At 52.6% G+C, this 22,126-nt stretch carries 21 protein-coding genes; 19 read left to right on the plus strand and 2 right to left on the minus strand.

From position 1 onward, the window contains the following. The first annotated feature begins 15 nt into the window (after positions 1–15). From MUB23_RS13335 to MUB23_RS13360, 6 genes are all read left to right on the plus strand, one after another. Positions 16–1,542 carry an HAL/PAL/TAL family ammonia-lyase gene (locus MUB23_RS13335; protein WP_244801086.1) on the plus strand — a complete coding sequence of 509 codons (1,527 nt, stop codon included), beginning with the start codon at positions 16–18 and terminating at the stop codon, positions 1,540–1,542. A 2-nt stretch (positions 1,543–1,544) separates the two neighbouring features. Then, on the plus strand, positions 1,545–2,537 hold the full coding sequence (locus tag MUB23_RS13340) for an ornithine cyclodeaminase family protein (RefSeq protein WP_244801087.1): 993 nt from the start codon (positions 1,545–1,547) through the stop codon (positions 2,535–2,537). Between the two features lie 237 nt (positions 2,538–2,774). Continuing rightward, on the plus strand, positions 2,775–3,254 hold the full coding sequence (locus MUB23_RS13345; protein WP_244801088.1) for a MarR family winged helix-turn-helix transcriptional regulator: 480 nt from the start codon (positions 2,775–2,777) through the stop codon (positions 3,252–3,254). Further along, positions 3,251–5,371: an ABC transporter ATP-binding protein gene (locus MUB23_RS13350; protein WP_244801089.1), complete on the plus strand. Its 2,121-nt coding sequence runs from the start codon at positions 3,251–3,253 to the stop codon at positions 5,369–5,371. The genes MUB23_RS13345 and MUB23_RS13350 overlap by 4 nt, the downstream gene beginning before the upstream one ends. Continuing rightward, positions 5,364–7,211 carry an ABC transporter ATP-binding protein gene (locus MUB23_RS13355; RefSeq protein WP_244801090.1) on the plus strand — a complete coding sequence of 616 codons (1,848 nt, stop codon included), beginning with the start codon at positions 5,364–5,366 and terminating at the stop codon, positions 7,209–7,211. The genes MUB23_RS13350 and MUB23_RS13355 overlap by 8 nt, the downstream gene beginning before the upstream one ends. 301 nt (positions 7,212–7,512) lie before the next feature. Further along, complete coding sequence (locus MUB23_RS13360) at positions 7,513–8,328, plus strand: prolipoprotein diacylglyceryl transferase (RefSeq protein WP_244801091.1); 816 nt, start codon at positions 7,513–7,515, stop codon at positions 8,326–8,328. On the opposite strand, the gene MUB23_RS13365 is transcribed toward MUB23_RS13360, so the two are convergent. After that, the gene (locus MUB23_RS13365; RefSeq protein ID WP_244801092.1) at positions 8,325–8,882 is read right to left on the minus strand and encodes a biotin transporter BioY; all 558 of its coding nucleotides are present in this window, start codon (positions 8,880–8,882) and stop codon (positions 8,325–8,327) included. The two genes, MUB23_RS13360 and MUB23_RS13365, sit on opposite strands and share 4 nt — an antisense overlap. A 161-nt stretch (positions 8,883–9,043) precedes the next feature. Here MUB23_RS13365 and yfcE point away from each other — a divergent pair, with 161 nt between their 5' ends. The 9 genes from yfcE (at position 9,044) to MUB23_RS13410 (ending at position 15,652) form a co-directional block, all read left to right on the plus strand. After that, positions 9,044–9,589, plus strand: coding sequence for a phosphodiesterase (gene yfcE, locus MUB23_RS13370; protein ID WP_244801093.1), 546 nt, complete (start codon positions 9,044–9,046; stop codon positions 9,587–9,589). Beyond that, entirely contained in the window at positions 9,564–10,223 is a 660-nt protein-coding gene (locus MUB23_RS13375; RefSeq protein WP_244801094.1) for an HAD family hydrolase, read from the plus strand. The genes yfcE and MUB23_RS13375 overlap by 26 nt, the downstream gene beginning before the upstream one ends. Positions 10,224–10,248: 25 nt before the next feature. Further along, on the plus strand, positions 10,249–10,680 hold the full coding sequence (locus tag MUB23_RS13380; protein ID WP_244801095.1) for a CBS domain-containing protein: 432 nt from the start codon (positions 10,249–10,251) through the stop codon (positions 10,678–10,680). Between the two features lie 41 nt (positions 10,681–10,721). After that, positions 10,722–12,008 (plus strand): Na+/H+ antiporter NhaC family protein, encoded by a 1,287-nt coding sequence (locus MUB23_RS13385; protein ID WP_244801096.1) that lies wholly within the window; start codon positions 10,722–10,724, stop codon positions 12,006–12,008. A 9-nt stretch (positions 12,009–12,017) separates the two neighbouring features. Then, positions 12,018–12,737 carry a tyrosine-protein phosphatase gene (locus tag MUB23_RS13390; protein ID WP_244801097.1) on the plus strand — a complete coding sequence of 240 codons (720 nt, stop codon included), beginning with the start codon at positions 12,018–12,020 and terminating at the stop codon, positions 12,735–12,737. 320 nt (positions 12,738–13,057) lie between these two features. Beyond that, a complete protein-coding gene (locus MUB23_RS13395; RefSeq protein ID WP_244801098.1) occupies positions 13,058–13,438 on the plus strand; it encodes a GntR family transcriptional regulator in 381 nt (126 codons plus the stop codon). Further along, the gene (locus tag MUB23_RS13400) at positions 13,435–14,292 is read left to right on the plus strand and encodes an ABC transporter ATP-binding protein (RefSeq protein ID WP_244801099.1); all 858 of its coding nucleotides are present in this window, start codon (positions 13,435–13,437) and stop codon (positions 14,290–14,292) included. The genes MUB23_RS13395 and MUB23_RS13400 overlap by 4 nt, the downstream gene beginning before the upstream one ends. Beyond that, a complete protein-coding gene (locus MUB23_RS13405; RefSeq protein ID WP_244801100.1) occupies positions 14,289–14,924 on the plus strand; it encodes an ABC-2 transporter permease in 636 nt (211 codons plus the stop codon). The genes MUB23_RS13400 and MUB23_RS13405 overlap by 4 nt, the downstream gene beginning before the upstream one ends. A gap of 92 nt (positions 14,925–15,016) precedes the next feature. Next, on the plus strand, positions 15,017–15,652 hold the full coding sequence (locus MUB23_RS13410) for a DUF4317 family protein (protein WP_244801101.1): 636 nt from the start codon (positions 15,017–15,019) through the stop codon (positions 15,650–15,652). A gap of 108 nt (positions 15,653–15,760) precedes the next feature. Here the strand turns inward: MUB23_RS13410 and MUB23_RS13415 are convergent, their stop codons facing one another. Next, entirely contained in the window at positions 15,761–16,948 is a 1,188-nt protein-coding gene (locus MUB23_RS13415; RefSeq protein ID WP_244801102.1) for a ribose-phosphate pyrophosphokinase, read from the minus strand. Between the two features lie 317 nt (positions 16,949–17,265). Here MUB23_RS13415 and MUB23_RS13420 point away from each other — a divergent pair, with 317 nt between their 5' ends. The 4 genes from MUB23_RS13420 to der all read left to right on the plus strand — a co-directional run bounded on the left by MUB23_RS13420 (position 17,266) and on the right by der (position 22,125). After that, entirely contained in the window at positions 17,266–17,835 is a 570-nt protein-coding gene (locus tag MUB23_RS13420; protein WP_244801103.1) for an RNA polymerase sigma factor, read from the plus strand. Continuing rightward, positions 17,832–19,295: a serpin family protein gene (locus tag MUB23_RS13425; protein ID WP_244801104.1), complete on the plus strand. Its 1,464-nt coding sequence runs from the start codon at positions 17,832–17,834 to the stop codon at positions 19,293–19,295. The genes MUB23_RS13420 and MUB23_RS13425 overlap by 4 nt, the downstream gene beginning before the upstream one ends. A 143-nt stretch (positions 19,296–19,438) precedes the next feature. Further along, positions 19,439–20,791, plus strand: coding sequence for a DUF512 domain-containing protein (locus tag MUB23_RS13430; protein WP_244801105.1), 1,353 nt, complete (start codon positions 19,439–19,441; stop codon positions 20,789–20,791). An 11-nt stretch (positions 20,792–20,802) separates the two neighbouring features. Continuing rightward, a complete protein-coding gene (der, locus tag MUB23_RS13435) occupies positions 20,803–22,125 on the plus strand; it encodes a ribosome biogenesis GTPase Der (protein WP_244801106.1) in 1,323 nt (440 codons plus the stop codon). Position 22,126 lies beyond the last annotated feature (1 nt).

Here is a 22,126-nt window from a genome sequence, read left to right on the forward strand (position 1 = left end):
GGGGGTGAAAACATCGTGATTTTAGATGGAAAAGGGCTGACCCTGGAAGGGGTGGTCCGGGTTGCCAGAAAGGGAGAGACGGTTTCCATCTCACAGGAATCCCGAAAAGCGCTGCAAGAGGCCAGAGAGCTGGTATTTGAGCTGGCCGGAAAGGATATCCCGATTTATGGGTGCAATACCGGCGTGGGATGGAATAAAGACCAGAAGGTGACAAAAGAGTTTATCGAACGCTTTAACCGGAATGTGATTTATTCCCATACCGTGGGAATCCGTCCGGACGCTCCGGTCGAGGTGGTGCGCGCGGTGATGCTGGTGCGGCTGAACTGCCTGCTTTCCAACTGTACCGGGATTACGCCCGCCATAGCAAATCAGTTTGAAGAATTTTTAAACCGAAAGATCCACCCGGTTCTGCCAATGAAAGGGTCCATCGGTCAGGCGGACATCGGCCCGATGTCCCATATCGCTCTGGCCATGACCGGCGGCGGAAAAGCAGAGTACCGCGGCGAGATCCTTCCAACAGAACAGATTCTGCGCCTGGAAGGGCTTTCCCCGGTTATTCCCCTGGAGAAAGACGGACTGGCCATCATGAGTTCCAATGCGCTGAGCGCAGGGCACGGCGCCCTGGTGCTTTACGATATCGGCCGCCTTCTTGCGATGGCCGATCTTGTGGCCTGTCTATCTCTGGAGGGATTAAACGGCAATACCACGCAGCTTAAGCCGGCCGCCTACGAAAAACGGGGCTATGAGAATCAAAAAGCGACGGCTCAGGCCATGAACCGGTATTTAGAAGGCAGTGACCTCTACCGGCCGGATGCGGAAAAACCGCTGCAGGATCCGCTGTCCTACCGGAATATCGCCCAGCTCCACGGTTCCATCCGGGACGCCTGGGACTTTGCCTGCCGGGAACTGACCGTACAGATCAATTCTTCTGACGACAATCCCTGCATGGTCCTGGAAGAACGGGATATTATGCCTACGGGAAACTTTGAGCCTTTGGCCTGGGTTCTTCCGATGGAGATGCTGGCGATCGCCTTGTCCCATCTCTCCAAGGCATCCTGCCTGCGGACGGTGAAGTTTGCGGATCCCCGCTTTACCGGGCTGTCCAGGAATTTGTCGCCGAATCAAACCACGATTGCCTTCTCGACGCTCCAGAAGACTTACACTGCTCTGGATGCCGAGATTCGCCATCTGGCAAATCCGGTCTCCATGGACAGCATTCCGCTGGCCGGAGGGATTGAAGACCGGAGCACCAACGCGCCTTATGTGGTGCAGAAATTGGAGAAAATGATAGACCTCCTGTACTATGTCCTGGGCATCGAGATGATTCATGCGGCCCAGGCGATGGACCTTCGCCCGGAGAAGCAGTTTGGACGGATTACCGGGCAGGTTCATGATATCCTGCGGGAGCGGGTCGCCTTCTATGATTCGGATAACCGAATGATATCGGATGATATTGAGGCAGCCTATGAACTTCTGCGTTCGGGTGAACTGTTGGGCCGGCTGGCGCTGCCGGATGACTTTGGAAAATCAAAGGAGGAGTAAATATGGATTTATTATATTTAAACGCCATGGACATCGAGAAGCTGGAGCTGTCCAACGAGGAGATCCTGGGCGCGGTGGAGCAAAGCCTGAAAGCCCAGGGAAATCAGCAGACGGTCATTGAGCCGCGCGTCCACCTGATTCCCAATCCGGAATTCAACGGCCATTTTAATGTACTGAGAGGCTATATTGAGCCGATGAATGTGGCAGGCGTCAAGGTGGTGGGAGATTACGTGGATAATTATAAGCAGAATCTCCCTTCGGAGATGGCTTTGCTGAACTTGTACGATCCGAGGACAGGGGCTCCGCGGGCTGTCATCGATGCGACCGAAATCACTTCCATGCGGACCGGAGCCATGACGGCCATCGGCGCAAAATATCTGGCAAACCGGGAAAACCGGATTTTAGGCCATTTGGGATCCAGAGGAACGGCTTTCTGGAATGTTGTTTTGCTGGATTCTCTCTATCACTTTGAGGAGATCCGGGTCAACAGCCGGAGACGGGAGTCCGTGGAAGCCTTTGCCCGCCGCCTGACCGAAAGGCTGGGCAAGCCGGTGACAATCGCAGAAGACAGCGAGGCGTGCCTGAAGGGGGCGGACATCATGGTAGAGGCCACGCGGCTGACCACCCCGACTCCTTTGCTGAAAACCGAATGGGTGCGGCCCGGCAATTTTGTAGTCCCTTACGGAACCATCAGCGCAGTGGAGCTATCCCTGACGGATGTGATGGATAAGATCGTGGTGGATGACTGGGGGCAGTGTAAAGGAGGAATCCTGGGAAGCCTGCGCCGCCACGTGGAGACCGGAAAACTGACGGCGGAGACGTTGTATGGAGAACTGGGAGAGATTGTGGCTGGAAAGAAGCCGGGCCGGGAGAAAGAGGACGAGAAGATTTTGTTCTGGCACCGGGGGCTTTCCACCAGCGATATTGCGCTGGGGCAGCTTTGCTACGAAAAAGCTTTGAAAACGGGACAGGGAACCTTATTAAAGTATCGATAAAAATTCAGACGCAATGCAGTTTACCAGCTCCATGTTGGTGGGGAATCAACTCAGTATTCAAAGAAAAAATGGGAACAGGGAAGCGGAATCCGGGCTTCCTTGTTCCTATTTTTTTTACAAAAATTTTCTATTTCTCATCTTGACAATCAACAAGAAGAAGTTATAATGGATAAATGTTAACCAAAGCAACTATTGTTCGGGGTTAATTATTGAGAGCGAGGGAGAACCATGAGAAAAATGAAAGATCAACAGATGGAGGAGTTGATCCGGGTTACGCAGCAGTTCCATGGCCTGCGCCGGTATCTTAACTTCTGCGAGGGGCTGCCGCCCAGCGAATTTTTTATGCTGGCAACCATCAAACGGTTTTTGTGCAGAAAAAAACGGGAGGGGCAGAAGGTACTGGGAATCGCGGTTTCCGAGCTGGCCTTGGAACTGGAAATTACCAATCCGGCCGCATCGAAGATGCTGAGAAGCGTGGAGGACAAAGGCTATATTATGCGTCTGCCCGATCCGTCCGACCGGCGTGTCACCTACATTACGCTGTCGGAGGCAGGGGAAGCAATCCTGGAGCAGGCAAAAACACACATGGATGAGGTGTCCTCCCGGCTGATGGCCCGAATGGGTAAGGAAGACACGGAGGAGCTGACCCGTCTGCTGAACAAGTTATTTCTCTTGATGGAACAAGAATTAAAAGAAGCGAAGAAGGGATCTGTATGAAAAGTATTTTGAGATTTGTCCGGCCATACTGGAAAACTGTATGTCTGGTCGTCGTCCTCCTGGTCGTGCAGGCGTACTGCGATCTGGCGCTGCCGGCCTACACTTCGGATATCGTAGATACCGGAATCCAGTACAATGGGATTGAGCATGTGACGCCCACGGCAATCCGGCGCAGCGAACTGGATCATCTGAAAGTGTTTATGAACCAGGAGGATCAAACCTATGTGGAATCCCTCTACACCGAAGAGGGGGAAATCTGCCGTCTGACGGAGATGAAAAAGAGCGATTGGGAGAAGGCGGACGCCATTTTCTCCATGCCGATCCTGCTCCGTTCCACAGTCGGAGATCAGATTTCGATGATAGACTCCGAAGCCGCGGCTGCAATGCGGGAGAAGGCGGAGGCGCAGTATCAGGAATTGGGAGAGTCCATGGTGAACCAGATGGCGCGTTCCTGGGTAAAGACCGAAGCGTCCGCCTGCGGGCTGGATCTGGAAGCCATCCAGAATTCCTACATGTGGAAAACCGGGGCGAAGATGATGGGCCTAGCCCTAATCATGCTGGTGGTTTCCGTGTCCGTCAGCTTCTGCGCGTCCCGTGTGGCGGCGTCCATGAGCCGCGGCGTGCGCGGCCAGGTGTTTCGGAAAGTCGTGTCCTTTTCCAACGCGGAGATGGATCAGTTTTCCACCGCATCTCTGATCACCCGGAGCACCAACGACGTGCAGCAGGTGCAGATGGTCGTGATGCTTTTGCTTAGGATGGTTTTGTACGCCCCGATTATCGGAATCGGCGGAGTCTTCCGGGTCATGCAGACCAATACCTCGATGACCTGGGTGATCGCGCTGGCTGTATTGGTTGTGGTGGGGATCGTCCTGCTTTTGACCTCCATGGCCATGCCGAAATTCAAGAAAATGCAGACCTTGGTCGACCGCCTGAACCTGGTGACCAGAGAGATTCTGACGGGACTTCCTGTCATCCGCGCGTTCAGCCGGGAACGGCATGAGGAAGAACGGTTTGACGGCGCCAACCGGGACCTGACGAAGACTATGCTGTTCACCAACCGGGTGATGACCTTTATGATGCCGGCCATGATGTTCGTGATGAATGGAGTTACCGTACTGATCGTATGGGTCGGATCCCATCACATTGATTTGGGAAAGCTGCAGGTCGGCGATCTGATGGCGTTTATCACCTATACCATGCAGATTATCATGTCCTTCCTGATGCTGACCATGATGTCGATCATGCTGCCCCGCGCCATCGTGGCCGCCAACCGGATCCGGGAGGTGCTGGATACCGAGCCCAGCATTCGGGATGCGGAAAAGACGGTTCTGCCGGAGCAAAACAGAGGCGTGCTGGAGTTTCGGGATGTTTCCTTCCATTACCCCAATGCGGAAGAGGATGTGCTGGAACATATCAGTTTCACGGCCCGGCCCGGAGAGACCACGGCGGTGATCGGAAGTACCGGAAGCGGAAAATCGACGCTGGTGCATTTAATACCGCGTCTGTACGATGTGACCGGCGGCGAGATTCTGCTGGATGGGGTGGATATCCGCCAGATGGACCGGCACGAGCTGCGGGAGCGGTTGGGCTATGTTCCGCAGAAAGGGATTTTATTTTCCGGCAGCATCGCGGAAAATATTCGTTATGGATGCCCTGAAGCGCCGGATGAAGTGGTGACGCAGGCGGCGGAGATCGCCCAGGCCACGGAATTCATCGAAGAAAAACCGGATCGCTACGATACTTATATCTCCCAGGGCGGCGGCAATGTCTCCGGAGGACAAAAGCAACGCCTCTCCATCGCCAGGGCAATCGCCAAAGCGCCGAAAGTTTATCTGTTTGACGACAGTTTTTCCGCTCTGGACTATAAGACGGATGTTACGCTGCGGACAGCGCTGAAAGAAAAGGTAGCGGACAGCACCGTGCTGATCGTGGCACAGCGGATCAGCACCATCCTTCATGCGGAACAGATTATCGTGATGGATGAGGGGCGTGTCGTGGGAACCGGCACCCATGAAGAGTTATTGGAGAGCTGTGAAACGTATCAGCAGATTGCCAGAAGCCAGCTGTCCGAAGCCGAGCTGGACGGCGTGAAGAAAGGAGGTGTTTCCCATGAGTGAACAGGCAAACCGGACGGCCCGGCCGCCGAGAGGTCCGATGGGAAGAGGGCATCGAGGTACCGGCGAGAAGCCGAAAGACTTTAAGGGTACGATTGGGAAGCTCGTCGCTTATATCGGCCGCTACAAATTTGCCGTTTTGGCGGTATTGATCTTTGCCGTGGGCAGCACGATTTTTAACGTAGCCGGCCCGAAAATTCTGGGAAAGGCCACGACAGCCGTCTTTGAGGGACTGACCTCGAAGGTATCCGGCCTAGGGGGCATTGATTTTGACAAGATTGGAACGATCCTGCTGTTTTTGCTGGGACTCTACGTCCTGAGCGCTGCCCTCAACTTTGTACAGGGCTGGATCATGACCGGAATCTCACAAAAAGTCACCTATCGGATGAGACGGGAAATCTCGGAAAAAATCAGCCGGATGCCCCTGGGGTATTTTGAAAGCCGCCCTCACGGGGAAGTTTTATCCCGTGTCACCAACGATGTGGACACCTTGGGACAGAGCCTGAACCAAAGTATCACTCAGCTGATCACCTCCGTCACCACCATGGTCGGGGTCTTGGTGATGATGCTCTCGATCAGCGTCTGGATGACGCTGATCGCCCTGCTGATTCTGCCGGTTTCCGCCTTCCTGGTGATGAATATCGTAAAGCATTCCCAGAAATACTTTGTGAAGCAGCAGAGTTCCCTCGGCAAGATCAATGGTCAGATCGAGGAAACCTTCGGCGGCCAGAACGTGGTGACTGCGTTTAACCGTCAGGAGATGGTGATCAAAGAATTTGACGAAACCAACGGAGCTCTCTATGAATCCGCTTGGAAGTCTCAGTTCCTTTCGGGACTGATGCAGCCTCTGATGACCTTTGTGGGGAATCTGGGGTACGTGGCTGTGGCAATCCTCGGCGGCATCTTGACGGTCCGCGGGACCATCGAGGTGGGAGACATTCAATCCTTTATCCAGTACGTGCGCCAATTTACCCAGCCGATCAATCAATTAGCCCAGGTCTCCAATATGCTCCAGTCCATGGCGGCTGCGGCGGAGCGGGTCTTTGAATTTTTGAACGAGGCCGAGGAAGATCAGGGCGAAGGCTGCCCGGTTCCGATGGAAAAACTCCAGGGATCCGTGACCTTTGAGCACGTCCAGTTCGGATATACGCCGGAGAAAATTATCATCCACGATTTCAGTGAAGAGATTGCCCCCGGCAAAAAAATCGCCATCGTCGGGCCGACCGGAGCCGGAAAGACCACGATGGTGAAGCTGCTGATGCGTTTCTACGACGTCAACAGCGGCCGCATCCTGATCGACGGCCACGATGTCAAGGAATTCGAACGGACGAAGCTCCGGGAAGCCTTTGGCATGGTATTGCAGGACACCTGGCTGTTCAAGGGAACGATTATGGAAAACATCCGTTACGGCAGATTGGATGCTACGGATGAGGAAGTGATCGCGGCGGCCAAGGCGGCCCATGCCCATCGCTTTATCCAGACGCTGCCCGGCGGCTATCAGATGGAGCTGAACGAGGAAGCCAGCAATGTGTCTCAGGGACAAAAACAGCTCTTGACCATTGCGCGCGCCATCTTGGCGGATAACCGGATTTTGATTCTGGATGAGGCCACTAGCTCGGTGGATACCAGAACCGAACAGCTGATCCAGAAAGCGATGGATAACCTGATGAAAGGGCGCACCAGTTTTGTGATCGCCCACCGGCTTTCCACCATTCGGGATGCGGATCTGATCCTGGTCATGAAGGATGGGGATATCATCGAACAGGGCAACCATGAAGAGCTGATGGCCCAGGACGGATTCTACGCCCAGCTTTACAATTCTCAGTTTGAGGAAACGGCCTGACGCGAAAAAAGAAAGTCTTTCTTTCCGGAATGTAATATGATATAATGTTCCACGAAGTGGATCTGAGATCGTGCCGCCGGCCTGGATTCGAGGAGCAGCGGCACAATCCACAGAGCGGATCGGATATCGCGTCGGCGATCGGAACTCCAAGCGGCGCGGTGCCGGAGACATGGAATCATGCGAGCACTGTATGAAGAACCATTCCGCAGAAATTTTCTCTGCGGGATGGTTCTTTTTGGAAGCGTTCCGACTCAGTGTTTAAGGGCTCCAAATAATATCGAAGGAAAGTGATGGGATTAAGATGAGACCGATACTGTTTTCCATTGGAAACTTGAATTTTTACAGCTACGGACTGATGATCGCAATCGGCGTGCTGGCTGCGTTCTGGGTGATGCAGCGGCGGGCGCCAAAGTACGGACTGGACAAGGACAAGGGGTTTAACCTGGGGGTCTGCTGCGCTCTCTGTGGAATTTTAGGAGCAAAGCTTCTCTATATTATTGTGGAACTCCCGGCCTTTATCGCCAATCCTGCGCTCTGGAAAAACGTAGGGGAAGGCTTTGTGGTTTACGGAGGCATCATCGGCGGAATCGCCGGAGGGCTGATCTACTGCCGGATCAAGAAGCTGCGTTTTGTGAAATATTTTGATCTGTTTATGCCCTCCATCGCACTGGCCCAGGGCTTCGGACGTCTTGGCTGTTTTATGGCGGGCTGCTGCTATGGAAAAGAGACCACCGGATGGTTTCATATTATCTTTCCGGGGGCGGAGGCTTGCCAGGCGCCGGTCGGCGTCCCGCTGATTCCGACTCAGCTGATTTCCAGCGGTGCAAACTTCCTTCATTTCTTTATCCTGCTTTGGTTTGCCAAGAAAGTAAAAAAAGACGGCCAGGTCGGCGGGATGTACCTGATTCTCTACAGCATCGGCCGTTTTCTGATCGAAGGCCTGCGGAACGACCCGCGCGGCGCGCTGGGAATCTTTTCTACTTCCCAGTTCATCTCGCTCTTTACGCTGGCTCTTGGGATCTTGATTTTTGTGATCGCCGGAAAGAAAGGCACAGAGCGGGTACTTGCATCTGCCTCCAAAGAACCGGGCGAAGGGGAGAAAAAACAAGAAGACTAAACGGTCTGCCCCGCCTGCATGCGGCTGACTGCTTTTCGGAGCGTCGGCCCCAGCAGGACGGCGGCGGCTATTTTTAGGGCGTCCCCAATCAGATAAGGGAATACGCCGGTCATCAAACCGGCCCAGAAGGTCAGGTTCAATTGATAAGCCAGCCAGGCCGTCCCAAAGGCATAGGCAACGATCATGCCGCAGACCATGCCGGCCACGCAGAGAAATGGACGGCTGGGGTATCTTTCCACAAAGATACCGGCGATGAAAATTAAAAAGAAAAAACCGATCAGATACCCGCCGGTCGGACCGGCCGCCTTTCCGAAGCCTCCGGTGAATCCGGAAAATACCGGAAGCCCCGCCAGCCCCAGCAGATAATAGACGCCAAAGCTGACCAGACTCCATTTCCAGCCAATCAGGTACAAGGAAAAGAAGATCACAAGGTTGGTCAGAGATATCGGAACCGGCGTCATAGGGAGAGGGATCGCAAACGGCGCCAGAACGCAGGTGACCGCGGCGATCAGGGCGGCAAGTACCAGGGAATACAGTTTCTTTTGTGTTTTCATAACTACCTCCTGTTGGATGCTGGAATTGATTATAACGGTTTCTTTTTTGATTGTCAACTAATTAATCTATTTGGTTGACAATGGAGGGAAAGTATTGGTTGAATTCATTTGTACCGCATGGTATGATTTGAATGGATAAAAGAGACAGAAAGGATCTGCAAATGAAATATATGATAGCTTCTGACCTGCACGGGTCAGCCTTTTATTGCCGGAAAATGGTGGAAGCCTACCGGCGGGAGCAGGCGGACAGGCTGCTTCTTTTGGGGGATATCCTGTATCATGGCCCCAGAAACGACTTGCCCAAAGAATATGCGCCGAAGGACGTGATTTCTCAGTTAAATGAGATCAAGAACGAGATTCTCTGCGTGCGCGGAAACTGTGACTGTGAAGTGGATCAGATGGTGCTGGAATTCCCGATTCTGGCGGAAACCTGCATTCTGGATCTGGGAGAGCGGATGGTTTATGCCACCCACGGCCACGTGTTCCATGAAAAGAATCTGCCGATGTTAAAACCCGGCGACATTCTGCTGCACGGCCACACCCATGTGCCTGTCTGCCGGGCGGTGGAGGAGATTATGATTATGAATCCGGGATCTCTCTCCATTCCAAAAGAGAATAGCCCCCACAGCTATATGACCCTGGAGAATGGTGTCTTTACCTGGAAAACCCTGGAGGATGGGAATGAATTTCAGATATTTACTGTTTGATTTGGACGGGACGCTGACTGATCCCAAGGAAGGAATCACGAAAAGCGTGCAGTATGCTCTTAAAGCCATGGGGGTCGACGAGCCGGATTTGGACCGGCTGACCTGTTTTATCGGCCCGCCGCTGATTGATTCTTTTATGGAGTATTACGAATTTACCAGGGAACAGGCGAAGATCGCTTTAGCCCGCTACCGGGAACGGTTTCAAGGCACCGGAATTTTTGAAAACCGGGTGCTGCCGGGGATTCCGGAGATGCTGGAAAAGTTGAAATCGTCCGGAAAAGTCTTGGCGCTCGCCACCTCAAAGCCGGAGCCCTTTGCCAGAAAAATACTGGAAAAGTTTGGGCTGCTTGGCTATTTTGACGAGGTGGTCGGCAGTGGAATGGATGAGAGCCGCTGTACGAAAGAAGAGGTGATTCAGGAAGTTTTCCTCCGTTTGGGCTTGTCGGAAGAGCAAAAGAAGCAAGCGTTGATGATCGGAGACAGAAAGCATGATATCGTCGGAGCGAAAGCCTGCGGCATCGCTTCCCTCGGCGTCCGGATTGGATATGCCGAGGAGGGGGAGCTGGAGGCAGCCGGCGCGGACTTCGTGAAAGACACGGTAAAGGACATGGAAGCGTTTCTCTTGGAAGCGTAAAAAGGATAAGGAGGCACTTGGGCCAGTGAATATTTTGTTTTTTCTGACTCCGAAAAGTGACGTAGCTTACCTGACGGATGAGATGACACTCCGCCAGGCTCTGGAAAAGATGGAACATCACCGCTATACTTGTATTCCAATGCTGGACCGGAATGGCCGTTACGTGGGCACGGTGACTGAGGGAGATTTACTCTGGGCAGTCAAGAATCAGTACGATCTCAGCGTGAAAAACGCAGAGGAGGTCCCGATCCTGGATGTGAAACGCCGCCGGGACTACGAGCCGGTCAATATCAACGCTAAAATTGAAGATATGGTATTTCTGGCAATGGGACAGAACTTTGTGCCGGTGGTGGATGACCGGGGCGCATTCATTGGGATCGTGACCAGAAAAGATATTATGCGGTACTGTTATGATGAGTACATAGTAAAACGGAACGAAAAGACAACGGAGAACTGAGGGAAAACGGCGTCAGCCGCATAAAGGAGAGGGAGAGAACTATGGGGAAGGACAAAGAAAAAGAAGGCCGGGCATCGGCTCTGCTGCCGATCGGCGTATTTCTGGTACTGTTTTTAGGGGTAAGTCTGCTGTCGGGGGATTTTTACGCCATGCCTGCAATCGTAGCATTTTTGATTGCCCTCTTGGTGGCTTTCTTGCAGAATCGGGATTTGAATTTTGCGCAGAAACTCCATATCGTAGCAGAAGGGGTGGGAGATGACAACATCATCACCATGTGCCTGATTTTCCTGGCGGCCGGCGCTTTTTCCGGTACGGTTACCGCGGCGGGAGGAGCGGACAGCACGGTTTATCTGGGGCTTTCCGTGCTTCCGACCGGCGTGGCGGTCATGGGCCTGATGGTGATCGGCTGCTTTATCTCTGTTTCCATGGGAACCAGTATGGGGACGATTGCCGCCCTGGCGCCGATTGCGGTGGGGATCAGCAATAATACCGGTTTTCCGATGGCGATCTGCATCGGCGCCGTGATGAGCGGAGCTATGTTTGGCGACAACCTGTCCATGATATCCGATACCACGATCGCCGCGGTGCGGACCCAGGGCTGTGAGATGAAGGATAAATTCCGTGAAAACTTTTTCCTGGTCCTTCCGGCCGCCGTGATTTCCCTGGTGCTCTATGTGGCCCTGGGCAGCGGCGGAAGTTATGAACTTCAGGAGGCGCACAGCTATAATCTGCTTCAGGTGCTTCCCTATCTGGTGGTTTTAATCGGCGCTCTGATCGGAATCAATGTATTTGTCGTATTGATTAGCGGGACGGTCTTATCTCTGGCGGCCGGAATGATCACCGGTACCATTGCCATGAGCGAGATGTTTACGGTGATGAAATCGGGGATTGTGGAGATGTACGATATCACAGTGATCTCGATCATCGTGGCCTGCATTGTATCCTTGATCAAGAAAAACGGCGGCATCGCCTATATCATCCGGGTGATTCGGGCCCGCACGCACGGAAAGACCGGCGGAGAGTACGGAATCGCATTTCTGGCTGTTTTGGTCGACCTGGTTACCGCAAACAACACGGTTGCGATTGTCATGGCAGGCCCCATTGCCAAAGAGATCAGCGCGGAATACGAGATTACCCCGCGGCGCACAGCGTCGCTGTTGGATATTTTCGCCTCGGTGACCCAGGGATTGATTCCCTATGGCGCGCAGATGCTGCTGGCTGCGGAAAAAGCAGGCCTGTCGCCAGTTGAAATCATTCCGTACACGTTCTATCCGATCCTAATGGGGGTCAGCGTTTTGATCATCATCGGCGTGAGGAAAGGAAAATAAGGAGACGTTATGAAAAATTACCGTAGGCTCCCTCTGAAAGGAGCCGGAAACTGCCGGGATCTCGGAGGGTATCCCTGTGAAGGGGGGATCACCCGCTTTCACCGTCTGTACCGCTCGGACAGCCTTCATCTGCTGACCGGGCAGGATTGGAATCTCCTTGAGGAGGCGGGTGTCCGGACCATTCTGGATCTGCGCTCCGATAGCGAGCGGAGTTTCCAGCCGGATCAGGCGGAGGCGCATGGATTTCATTTTGCGGCTGTTCCGCTGCAAAGCCAGGATATTGACCTGAAAAATTTGAAGGCTCTGGCGGCGGATGAGGCCTTTTTAAAAAGCATGACGGAAGGCTATCTGGATATGGTGAAGGGAAATCCGGACCAGGTGGCCAAAGCGCTGAACGTCCTGGCGGACGGGCTAAGGGAAGGCGCTGTCTTATTTCACTGTACCGCCGGAAAGGACCGGACCGGAATTTTATCGGCGCTGGTACTCTCATTCTGCGGCGTGGCGGATCCGGATATCGTTGCGGACTATCAAGTGACGGCAACTTACCTTCTTCAAAGTAAGAAAAAAAAGTTCCCTCCCGAAGCGCTTCCGTTCCTTTCCTCCGGGCCGGAGAAGATGGAACATCTCTTAGAAGGATTCCACCGCATTGGGGTGGAAGAACTGTTATATGATTCAGGACTCAAAAAGGAAAGCGTCCGTTTGATCCGGGAAGCGATGATCGAAGGGTAAGTTCAAGAAAAAGGATGGGCAGGGCATGCAAGTTTGCATGTCCTGTTTTTTGTTTGATAGGGAATTCCAAAGGAATTTCCTATCAAACAAAAAACGTTCCGCTATGGATGCACAGGGTCTGCCCCTTAGGGTACGCAAATGCAAAGGAAGATGTCGCTAACGCGACAAATTGCGGGGCAGAATTTCGCTCTGCGAAATTCTTTGTTCGAAAAATTATCTCTAGGATTCTCTCAAAAAATGGTTGACAGTTTCGAACTGTCAGTGTATAGTGTGAATATAAGGTATATACAGTATAGACACTTGAAACTCCGGAGGAAAACATGAATATTGTGATCAGCAATTCCAGTGGAAAGCCGATTTATGAGCAAATCGCCGAACAGATCAAGGCCATGATCTTAAACGGCGAGCTGGAGACAGGGGCGGCGCTGCCGTCCATCCGCCTGCTGGCGAAGGAACTTCGCATCAGCGTGATTACGACGAAGCGGGCTTATGAGGAGCTGGAGCGAGAGGGATTTCTCGTGACGGCGCCGGGAAAAGGCAGCTTTGTAGCGGAAAAAAACCTGGATTTTGTGCGGGAAGAACGGCTTCGGCAGATGGAGGAGCATTTACAGGAAGCGGTGGCTTGCGCACATTCCATTGGACTGACCCAAGAAGAACTTTGGGAGACATTGCGGGTCTTATTTGAGGAGGAGTTATCATGAAGGCTGCGGTCAGCTGCAAAAATGTGACCAAACGGTATGCCGGTTTTTCTCTGGAAAACTTGAATTTGGAAATTCCGGCAGGAACCATCGTCGGTTTTGTTGGAGAGAATGGCGCGGGAAAGACGACAACCATCAAAGCGATCCTGAATCTGGTGCAACCAGATCAGGGGAGTATCACTGTGCTGGGGGAGGACAGCCAGCGGCTGTCCCGGAGTACAAAAGAAAAAATCGGCGTTGTGTTCGACGGCTGCCACCTGCCCAAAGAACTGAAAACCGGTCAGGTGGAAAAAATATTATCGGCCATGTACAGCAAATGGGATGCCGCCTGCTTTCAACGTCTGGCTGGGAAATTCCGGCTGGACAAAGAAAAACGAGTGAAGGAACTGTCGAGAGGCATGCAGATGAAGCTGGCGATCGCAGCGGCTTTATCCCATCAGCCGGAGCTGCTGCTTTTAGACGAAGCAACCAGCGGGCTGGATCCCATCGTTCGGGATGAAATTTTAGATATTTTTCTGGAATTTCTTCAAGAGGAAGAAAATACCATATTTCTTTCCTCCCATATTATCAGCGACATTGAAAAGGTGGCGGACTATGTGGCTTTTATCCACAAGGGAAAGCTGGTCTTTATGGAGGAAAAGGATTTGCTGAAGGAAACCTACGGCCTGATTTCCTGCCGCAAGGAGGAAGCTGATCAGATCCCGGAGGACCTGGTGGCGGGCAGCCGCACAAGCGCCTTTAACACCACGCTCTTAATCCGGGGAAGAGAAGAGGCATCGAAGATTTTCCACCGGGAAGTCCCGGCGGCTTCTATGGAGGATATTATGCTGTATCTGAGCAAGGGGGATGCAAGATGAAAGGATTAATACTAAAAGATTTTTACAACATGGCCAAATCCTTCAAATTTTTTCTGCTCATAATCCTGATCTATGGGGGCATTTCCTATTTTAACGGCAGCGGAGCATTCCTTACCTTCATGATTATCCTGATTTCCATGATGGTGCCGATCACCGCGCTTTCCACGGATGAAAAAGATCAGTGGGATGTTCTGGGCCTGACCATGCCGGTCACTCCTCTTACCATGGTTGGGGAGAAATTTTTGCTGGCCCTGGCTTGCTGTGTGATTGGTCTGGGAGGCGGCCTGGCCGTCAGTCTCCTGTTTACCGTGACAGGAGGACAGATCAGTATCTCAGAAATTCTGAGTACGCTGATCCCCGGTGCTTTTATCTCTCTTCTTTACAACTGCGTTTTACTTCCGGTTGTCTATAAGTTCGGATGTGAGCGGGGGCGTGTGATTTCCATCGTCGTCGTCATGGCGCCGGCTCTGGTGCTGATGATATTGGAGAAGCAGGAAATGCTGCCGGAGCTGCCTGTGGTCCTGTCCTGGCTGAAAAATACCGGCGGATTGATCATTCTGATCGCAGTGCCGGTTCTGTTTCTCATTTCCTTCTTCCTCTCCCTTCATCTTTACCGGGCGAAAGAGTGGTAAACTGCCAAAAAGGGAAAGATCCACACAATAACTTGAAGCGGCGGGTTCGGAATGATATAATGGGTCCATCGAAAAAAGGAAGGATGAAAAAGATGATTGACCGCGAAGATATGCTGGAACTGACCCGCCGCATGACCATTTCCCGGAATTGCCTCACGCGGGTTGCGGGCTGTTATGTGGATGCGGACGGAGAATTTGACGGGAGCTTTAACATTAACTTCCGTAAGCTCAGTGCGTCCGATCAGGAGAAAAATCTGAGATTTGCAAAGACAATCCCTTTTGCGGAGACCAATAAGAACCTAAAGCAATATCGAATAGAGAGGGGAAACCGTCCGGATGCCAGTATGTGGACGCTTCTCATGACGCTGCGAAATGTGGGCTTGAAAAACGACGCCATGATGGATACGTTTTACGACCTCGTTATGGAACATTATCAGGCGGAAGGCCCTTACGCAATTTTTATGTACCATGGAAGCTACGATGTCCCCCGGAAGGGGAAGGACAAGGAGTATCAGGGCGAGTCGGAGGAAGTCTATCAGTTTCTGGTCGGCACCATCAGCCCCCAGGCGGCCTATCAGGAGCCGGGAAAACCAGTCTGCGGATTCCTGTTTCCCGCCTTTACTGATCACAGCGCCGACACCAGGCATATCAACGTATATCAGTCGGACATTTTGCATCCGCACCGGGAACTGGAAAAAAATATCCTTGGGGTGACCGCGGAGCGATAGGAATCTGTTTGTCTAGGAAATTCCTGCTGATTTTCTAAAAAAGGGACTGCTGCGATTGACGCGGCGGTCCCTTTTGGTAAGAGAAAAATTCGATTTATCCTGGATTTCTTACATATCGTCGTCTTTGTAGCGGTTGATCAGGCGCTGAATCTTCTCGGTCGGGGACATCACGCCGGAGGTGGAAACGTCATGATTCAGCGTGTTGATGATGGTCGCAACGTATTTGGCCATATCCGCTTCCCGGTACCAGGGCTTTTCCAAAAGCTCCGGTTTGCGGTAATTCAGATTCGTGGTGATCACATAGTCGAAGTCGCCGCTCTCATACGCTTCGTCAAAATGCTGGAATCCGCCGGTGAACAGGCCGAAGGTACAGCAGACAATCACTTTCTTCGCTTTCCGGCGCTTTAATTCCCTGGCCGTATCCAGCATGCTGTCGCCGGAAGCAATCATATCGTCGATAATGATCACGTCTTTCCCCTCCACGTCGGACCCCAGGAACTCATGGGCGACAATGGGGTTCTTTCCGTTCACGATTTTGGAGTAGTCGCGGCGTTTGTAAAACATTCCCATGTCCACGCCGAGGTTATTGGCCAGATAGACCGCACGTCCCATGGCGCCTTCGTCCGGGCTGATGACCATCAGGGAATTTTTGTCGATGGTCAAAGTTTTATCCGCGTTCAGGAGGGTTTTCATAAACTGATACACCGCGGGAAAACTGTCGAAATCGTGGAGTGGGATCGCATTTTGGACGCGGGGGTCATGGGCGTCAAAGGTGATGATATTGGCTACGCCCATATTTGCCAGCTCTTCCAAAGCCATCGCACAGTCCAGCGACTCCCTCTGGGTGCGCTTGTGCTGACGGCTTTCATAGAGAAATGGCATCACTACATTCACACGGCGGGCAGTGGACAGAGCGGTGGAGACAAGACGCTTCATATCCTGATAATGATCGTCAGGGGACATCTGATGCTCCCGGCCGTATAACCGGTAGGTCATGCTGTAGTTGATCACGTCGGCCATGATGAAGACGTCGGCGCCGCGGACCGATTCGTTGATCATACCCTTGGATTCCCCGGAGCCGAAACGGGGACAGTCGACGCTGGTCAGATAGGAGGCGCGGTCATATCCGCGGAACTCTACATTGTTTTCACGGGCTTTCAGGATCTCTTCATCATTTTTCCGAAAAGAAACAATGTATTCATCTACTTTCTTGCCGAAATCGCTGCAATTTTCCATTGCAATAATTTTCAGAGGCGCAAGAGGAATTGTGTTTTTAAACGTATAATCTTTAGCCATGGGAAACCCTCCGATTTTATTCTTTGCTAACATTTATACCATTTTAGAAGCAGAAACGCAAGGCCCTTTCTCTATTGCGGATTCCTCCCGGATATGGTAACCTGTCCACGACAGATAAGCGGTTCTCCGGAAAGAAACAAAGGCAGTAAGGTTGATGGAAATGGAAGATGACCAATGATCAGCTCAAAGAGAACTCGGCTCAGATCAATCAGGCCAGGCAATAAAATATTTTATAGAAAAATTGGCCAATCCGTGTTAGAAATCCTTCCTTCTGTCGTCTTATGGGATAGAAGGGAAGCTTTTTCAAGGGGAAGGAGATGAAACGTGTGGAGGACAGCCGGATTATAGAGCTTTACTGGAAAAGAGAAGAGCACGCAATTCTGGAAACCAGCAGGAGATACGGCGCTTATTGCTTTGCTGTTGCGGACCATATTCTATCCAACGTTCAGGATTCGGAGGAATGTGTCAACGATACTTGGCTGCGCGCCTGGAATTCCATGCCGCCGCAGCGGCCGAATCAACTGCGTTTATTTCTGGCAAAGATTACACGCAATCTATCATTTGATAAATTTAAAGCCAGGTCCGCGGGAAAACGGGGAAGCGGGGAGACGGCAGTGGCTCTGGACGAATTGGAAGAATGCCTCCCGTCTTCCTCCAGCGTGGAGGCTGAGATTGCGGCCAAGGAGTTGGAAGACTGCGTCAATCGATTCCTCCACGCACTGCCGGAAAGAGAGTGCAATGTGTTTCTGCGGCGGTACTTTTATGTGGAATCTGTGGCTGAGATTGCGGAAGCTTACGGATTAAAGGAAAGCAATGTCTGGATGATCCTATCCAGGACCAGGAAAAAGCTGAGGAGTTTTCTGGAAAAGGAGGACTATGCGATATGAAAAAAGAGCAGTTATTTGAGGCCATCGGCGGAGCTGAGGAGGAACTTCTTGCGCGCAGTGAGAAAAAACGAAAGAAGCGGAACCGGTGGATCGGGGGAGGGGTATTGGCCGCCTGCCTTTGCCTGGCTGCGGCCGGCGTGCTGTGGAACAAAACGGAGGGAGGAAATGGCGGCGGCAGCATCTATGCGGCGGCGATTTCCCAGGCGGCCTACCCGGAGATGGCGCCTTATCCGAATGAGATGGATTTTATCGATGAAAAGACCGGCGAGTTCGACGATGAAGGGTTCTCCGCCGTATATGACAAATGGAGGGAAGGGAAGCTGGCCCAGTTGGATCAGCCAGAAGGATATGCGGACAATCTGATTTCGTTTACCGCCAGGACCACGCAGCAGTTTTTGTCCGGCGCGGACGGCCAAAACCGCGTTTATTCGCCGGTCAACCTCTACATGGCTCTGAGCATGCTGGCCGAGACGACGGACGGAGAAAGCCGGGAAGAGATTTTGAATCTGCTGGGCGTGAACGATATGGCGGCGCTCCGGACAAAGGCTTCCGCCATCTGGAACGCCAATTACTGCCGGGACGGCGCGGTGACGAGCATCCTTGCCAACTCCCTCTGGCTGAACCAGAATCTAAGTTACAAACAATCCACGATGGACACCTTGGCAAAGACCTACTATGCTTCCTCGTTCCAGGGCGAAATGGGAAGCAACTCCTTGAACCAGGAATTACAGAATTGGCTGAATGAGCAGACCGGAGGGCTGCTGAAAGAGCAGGCGTCCCAGATCGAATTGGAGCCTGAAACCGTTTTGGCGCTTGCCTCCACGATCTATTTCCAGGCAAAATGGAGCAGTGAATTTTCTGAAAGCAATACGGAAAATGGTGTTTTCCATGGGCCGGACGGGGATCAGAATTGTGATTTCATGCGTCAGAGCAGCAGCGGGGCATATTATTGGGGAGAACACTTTTCTGCCGTGCCAAAAAGGCTGGAGGAAAGCGGACGCATGTGGCTGATTTTGCCGGACGACGGAGTTTCGGCGGAAGATCTGCTCTCTGATGACGAGGTGATGAAACTGCTTTCCTCCGGAGATGAATGGACAAACCGGAAAAATCTGATGATCCATCTGTCCATGCCGAAATTCGACGTATCTTCGGATTTAAGCCTGGTTGAAGGGTTGAAGACGCTGGGAGTCCAGGATGTGTTCGATCCGGAAGCTGCGGATTTTTCGCCGATGACGGAGGATGCGGACGGAATCTATGTGTCCCAGGCCAAGCATGCCGCCCGTGTGATGGTAGATGAAAAAGGCTGTACGGCCGCCGCCTATACCGTCATGGCGATGGCCGGAGGAGCGATGCCGCCTGCGGATGAAATAGACTTTGTGCTGGACCGTCCGTTCTTGTTTGTCATCACAAGCGAAGCAGGAACGCCGCTCTTTATCGGCCTGGTCAATCAGCCGGTCTGACAGACAGAAAAAAATTGGCAGCAGGATGACGCAGTGAAAGACTGCGCGTCCTGCTGTTTTTTTGATAAAGACGCTTGACGGAACTTATTTGCAAATCCGGTGGATCTATGCTAGAATAAGACCCAGAATAATAGGAGGTACTCATGGAAACGAAAGAGCACCGGATCCGGGAGATACAGCCCGGCTCCATCGGGGAGGAGCTGGAACTGGTCCCCGGCGATCTTGTTTTAGCGGTGAACGGACAGACTTTAGAAGATGTATTTGACTATGAATTTTTGTGCCGGGACGAATATGTAGAGCTCCTGATCCGCAAAGAGAGCGGGGAAGAAGTGATTTATGAGATAGAAAAAGAGGAGGACGAAGATCTGGGAATCCTCTTTGAGAACGGCTTGATGGATGAATACCGCTCCTGCCGTAACCGATGTGTATTCTGCTTTATCGATCAGATGCCGAAGGGGATGCGGGAGACGCTCTACTTTAAGGACGACGATGCCCGCTTGTCTTTCTTGCAGGGAAACTATATCACCCTGACCAATCTGAACGACTCCGATCTGGACCGGTTGATCCGCTACCGGATGGAACCGATCAATGTGTCCGTCCACACGATGAACCCTGACCTGCGCTGCCAAATGCTTCACAACCGATTTGCCGGGGATGCGCTGAAAAAACTGGACCGGCTGTATGAAGCGGAACTGGAGCTGAACGGGCAGATCGTGCTCTGTCCCGGATACAACGATGGGGACGAGCTGGAGAGTACGATTGAAAAGCTGACCGCCTATCTTCCTTATATGAAGAGCGTATCCGTGGTTCCGGTGGGGCTGACCCGGTTTCGGGAGGGACTGGCGCCGCTGAAATCCGTTACCGCCGAGGAAGCCGCCCGCACCATCGACACGGTGGAGCGTTGGCAAAAGCAGCTGTTTGACCGGCATGGCATACATTTCATCCATGCCAGTGATGAGTTTTATATTCTGGCAGGGCGGGAGCTGCCGGAGGAGGAGCGATACGACGGATACTTGCAGCTGGAAAACGGAGTCGGTTCCATGCGGCTTCTCTGGGAAGAATTCTCCGAGGCGCTGCGGGAAGAACCGGGCCGGGAAATTTCCGCGGCGGTTTCCGTCGCCACAGGCAGGCTGGCAGCCCCGTACATCGAAAAAATGGCCCGTCTGGCCGAGGAAAAATTTCCGGGACTTCAAATCCGGATCTATCCGATCTGCAATGATTTCTTTGGGGAGGCCATCACGGTGGCCGGTCTTTTGACCGGAGGGGATCTCATGCGCCAGCTTTCCGGGAAAGAACTGGGGGAGCGGCTTTTGCTGCCGGTTACGATGCTCCGCAGCGGAGAAGAAGTTTTTCTGGATGATGTGACGGTTTCCCAGGTTCAGGGGGCTTTACAAGTACCTGTGAATATAGTAAAATCGAGCGGAGCCGATGTTTTGGCGGCTTTTTTGGGACAGGGCGGTTTTCGGGACACCGATTACCCTGGATACGAATTATAAGGAGTAAATAGATGAGCAGACCGATTGTGGCCGTGGTAGGCCGACCAAATGTGGGGAAATCGACCCTTTTTAACGTACTGGCCGGGGAGAGAATCTCCATTGTCCAGGATACGCCGGGCGTGACCCGTGACCGGATTTACGCCGACTGTACCTGGCTGAATTATAATTATACGCTGATCGATACCGGAGGGATTGAGCCGGACAGTCAGGATGTCATTTTAAAACAGATGCGGGAACAGGCGCAGATCGCCATTGAGACCGCCGATGTCATCTTGTTTTTGACCGATGTGCGCCAGGGACTGGTGGACGCGGACTCCAAGGTGGCGGACCTGCTGCGCAAGTCCGGGAAACCGGTGGTCCTTGTGGTAAACAAGGTGGATAGTTTTGAAAAATTCATGCCGGACGTCTACGAATTTTATAATCTGGGGATCGGGGATCCGGTTCCGATTTCCGCTGCCTCCAGGCTTGGAATCGGAGATATGCTGGACGTGGTGACATCCTATTTCCAGAACCCGGATTTAGGGGAGGAGGAAGATGAACGCCCCCGCATTGCCATTGTGGGCAAGCCCAACGTAGGAAAGTCTTCCATCGTAAACCACATGGTTGGAGAGAACCGGGTGATCGTCTCGGACGTGGCCGGCACGACCAGGGACGCGATTGACACCACCGTAAAATATCACAAAAAAGAATATGTGCTGATCGACACGGCGGGGCTCCGCCGCAAGAGTAAAATCAAAGAAGAAATCGAGCGCTACAGCATCATCCGGGCCGTCACGGCGGTGGAGCGCGCCGATGTGGTCCTGATGGTGATCGATGCGGCCGAAGGCATCAGCGAGCAGGACGCCAAGATCGCCGGGATTGCTCACGAACGGGGCAAAGGTATTTTGATCGTCGTCAATAAATGGGACCTGGTGGAAAAGAACGATAAGACCATTAAAGAACAGACGAACCGCATCCGGGAGGTTCTGTCCTTCCTGCCTTACGCGGAGATCTTGTTTATCTCGGCGGAGACCGGGCAGCGGACCGGCAAGCTGTTTGAGTATGTGGACATGATCCTGGCAAACCAGTCCATGCGCGTGGCCACCGGCGTCCTGAACGAGATCATGGCCGAGGCTGTGGCAATGCAGCAGCCTCCGTCGGACAAGGGAAAACGGCTGAAGCTTTATTATATCACCCAGGTGGGGGTCAAGCCTCCGACCTTCGTGATCTTTGTCAACGACAAGGAGCTGATGCACTTTTCCTATACAAGATATATTGAAAATAAAATTCGGGAAGCCTTTGGATTCAAGGGGACTTCTCTGAAATTTATCATACGGGAGAGGAAAGAGAAATAGG

The sequence above is a fragment of the Cuneatibacter sp. NSJ-177 genome (assembly GCF_022867805.1).
GTDB lineage: Bacteria > Bacillota > Clostridia > Lachnospirales > Lachnospiraceae > Pseudolachnospira.

Coding starts and splice junctions, on each gene's coding strand:
- MUB23_RS13375 (WP_244801094.1), top strand. CDS start 9,564: ATGAATTTCAGATATTTACTGTTTGATTTGGACGGGACGCTGACTGAT.
- MUB23_RS13340 (WP_244801087.1), top strand. CDS start 1,545: ATGGATTTATTATATTTAAACGCCATGGACATCGAGAAGCTGGAGCTG.
- MUB23_RS13385 (WP_244801096.1), top strand. CDS start 10,722: ATGGGGAAGGACAAAGAAAAAGAAGGCCGGGCATCGGCTCTGCTGCCG.
- der (WP_244801106.1), top strand. CDS start 20,803: ATGAGCAGACCGATTGTGGCCGTGGTAGGCCGACCAAATGTGGGGAAA.
- MUB23_RS13425 (WP_244801104.1), top strand. CDS start 17,832: ATGAAAAAAGAGCAGTTATTTGAGGCCATCGGCGGAGCTGAGGAGGAA.
- MUB23_RS13410 (WP_244801101.1), top strand. CDS start 15,017: ATGATTGACCGCGAAGATATGCTGGAACTGACCCGCCGCATGACCATT.
- MUB23_RS13355 (WP_244801090.1), top strand. CDS start 5,364: ATGAGTGAACAGGCAAACCGGACGGCCCGGCCGCCGAGAGGTCCGATG.
- MUB23_RS13345 (WP_244801088.1), top strand. CDS start 2,775: ATGAAAGATCAACAGATGGAGGAGTTGATCCGGGTTACGCAGCAGTTC.
- MUB23_RS13390 (WP_244801097.1), top strand. CDS start 12,018: ATGAAAAATTACCGTAGGCTCCCTCTGAAAGGAGCCGGAAACTGCCGG.
- MUB23_RS13400 (WP_244801099.1), top strand. CDS start 13,435: ATGAAGGCTGCGGTCAGCTGCAAAAATGTGACCAAACGGTATGCCGGT.
- MUB23_RS13405 (WP_244801100.1), top strand. CDS start 14,289: ATGAAAGGATTAATACTAAAAGATTTTTACAACATGGCCAAATCCTTC.
- MUB23_RS13360 (WP_244801091.1), top strand. CDS start 7,513: ATGAGACCGATACTGTTTTCCATTGGAAACTTGAATTTTTACAGCTAC.
- MUB23_RS13420 (WP_244801103.1), top strand. CDS start 17,266: ATGAAACGTGTGGAGGACAGCCGGATTATAGAGCTTTACTGGAAAAGA.
- MUB23_RS13430 (WP_244801105.1), top strand. CDS start 19,439: ATGGAAACGAAAGAGCACCGGATCCGGGAGATACAGCCCGGCTCCATC.
- MUB23_RS13350 (WP_244801089.1), top strand. CDS start 3,251: ATGAAAAGTATTTTGAGATTTGTCCGGCCATACTGGAAAACTGTATGT.
- MUB23_RS13365 (WP_244801092.1), bottom strand. CDS start 8,882: ATGAAAACACAAAAGAAACTGTATTCCCTGGTACTTGCCGCCCTGATC.
- yfcE (WP_244801093.1), top strand. CDS start 9,044: ATGAAATATATGATAGCTTCTGACCTGCACGGGTCAGCCTTTTATTGC.
- MUB23_RS13395 (WP_244801098.1), top strand. CDS start 13,058: ATGAATATTGTGATCAGCAATTCCAGTGGAAAGCCGATTTATGAGCAA.
- MUB23_RS13415 (WP_244801102.1), bottom strand. CDS start 16,948: ATGGCTAAAGATTATACGTTTAAAAACACAATTCCTCTTGCGCCTCTG.